Below are 297 nucleotides of genomic sequence, written 5' to 3'. Positions count from 1 at the left end.
TCTCCGCGCGGCCGATCCATTCGAGGGTGACCAGCGCGTTCTGTGTCGCCTCGGGGATGGTGGACTCCTCCGGGCGCCAGGAGCCGAGGGTCTTGCCGGTGGGGAAGTTCGCGGTCGTGCGCCGGAGACCAGCGCGTTCTGTGTCGCCTCGGGGATGGTGGACTCCTCCGGGAGCCGCCGGGTGGCGGCGTCGCGTCCGACGACCTCCTCGGTGATCAGGACTTTGAGTACCTCGGCGGGGTCCCAGCGTTGGGCGCGGGCGGTGGCGAGCACGTCGGGTGCGGCTTTGCGCAGGTA

The 297-nt window shown here is 71.0% G+C and carries 1 pseudogene; it reads right to left on the bottom strand.

Features of this window, described 5'->3' with window-relative positions:
* Positions 1–297 (bottom strand): annotated as a pseudogene (locus tag KDL01_RS46720) (ATP-binding protein); the annotation flags it as partial.

It is taken from the genome of Actinospica durhamensis (genome assembly GCF_018139695.1).
GTDB classification, from domain to species: Bacteria; Actinomycetota; Actinomycetes; order Streptomycetales; family Catenulisporaceae; genus Actinospica; species Actinospica durhamensis.
The sequence above is the reverse complement of the archived record's forward strand: the minus strand, read 5'-3'. Positions and strand labels throughout refer to the sequence as shown.